The 1454-nt window shown below is 76.6% G+C and carries 1 protein-coding gene; it reads right to left on the bottom strand.

Translation table 11 applies throughout. The features are described 5' to 3' along the window. Positions 1-137 precede the first annotated feature (137 nt). Positions 138-1454: efflux transporter outer membrane subunit (locus tag HMPREF0731_RS10975; RefSeq protein WP_007004188.1), on the bottom strand; the 1317-nt coding region annotated here is incomplete at its 5' end.

Here is a 1454-nt window from a genome sequence, read left to right on the forward strand (position 1 = left end):
TGGGGCCGGCGCCCTGGCCGGCGGGCGCCGCCTGCCGGTTCTGCCAGTAGTAGTAGCCTCCGGCGCCGAGCGCGGCGAGGCCGAGGAGGAGGAGGAGGGTTCGTGTGCGGGCCATGCGGGTATCGGTCGGTCCGGTGTCAGCGCCAGCCGCCGCCCAGGGCGCGGAACAGGCCGGTGGCGGCCTGCAGCCGGGACAGCCGCGCCGCCACCAGCGCGTTGCGCGCCGAGAACAGGGTCTGCTGCGTGTTCAGCAGGGTGATCAGGTTGATGGTGCCGAGCCGCAGCTGCGCCTCGGCGATCTGCGCGGCGCGGGCGGCGCGGCTGGCGGCCTCGGCATAGGCCTCCTCCTGCGCCGTGGTCTCGCGCAGCGCCACCAGCGCGTCCTCGACATCGCGCAGCGCGTCCAGGATGGCGTAGCGATAGGCGCCGAGCAGCTCCTCCGCCTGGGCCTCGGACAGCGCCACCTGGCCGCGCCGCGCGCCGCCATCGAACACGCTCTGCGCCAGGCTGGCGGCGACCGACCAGATCTGCTGCTCCGGCCGCAGCAGCGTCCCCAGCACCGCGCCCGAGACGCCACCCTGGGCGGAGAGCGTCAGGCTGGGCAGCAGCGCCGCGCGCGCCACGTCGATATTGGCCTGGGCGGCGGCGAGGTTGGCCTCGGCCTGCCGCACATCGGGGCGGCGGGCCAGCAATTCGGCCGGCTGGCCGGGGGAAGCGGGGGGCACGCGCAGCCCCTCCAGCCCGCCGCCGGCCACCCGCACCTGCTCCGGCGGCAGGCCGACCAGCAGGGCGATGGCGTTCACCCCCTGGTCGATGCTCTGGCGCAGCGCCGGCAGCTGCGCCTCCTGCTGCGCCACCACCGTCTCCTGCTGGGCGAGGTCGAGGCCGGTCGCGGTGCCGGCCTGCACCTGGCTGCGGATCACCCCCAGCACGCGGCGCGCCGCCTCGACATTCTCGGTCTGCACCCGCAGCCGCTCGCGGTCGGCGAGCAGCGCGAAATAGGTGTTGGCGAGCGAGGCGGTGGTGCTGATGCCGAGCGCCGCGGCGCTGTAGCGCGCCGCCTCCAGGCTCTGCCCGGCCGAGCGCAGCCGCGCCGCGTTGCCGCCCCAGAGATCGACCTCGTAGCTGGCCGAGAGGGTGGCGGCGTAGCTGTTGCGGGTGGTGGCGCGGCCGGCGCCGCCGCTGCGCTGGCGCGCGGCGCTGCCGCCGGCATCCAGGCTGGGCAGCAGCGATGCGCCGGCGATGCGCAGCGAGGCGTCGGCCTGGCGGATGCGCGCCTCGGCCTGGGCCAGGTCGAGATTGCCGGCCATGGCCAGCGCCATCAGCCGGTCCAGCTCCGGCGCGCCGAAGCCGCGCCACCAATCGGCCTCGGGCCAGCGCACCGGCTCGGCCAGGCCCGCATGGCGGAAGCCGGAGGCGAGCGGGATGCCGGCGGCGGGCGGCGTGGAGCCGCT

The organism is Pseudoroseomonas cervicalis ATCC 49957, assembly GCF_000164635.1.
Classification (GTDB): Bacteria; Pseudomonadota; Alphaproteobacteria; order Acetobacterales; family Acetobacteraceae; genus Pseudoroseomonas; species Pseudoroseomonas cervicalis.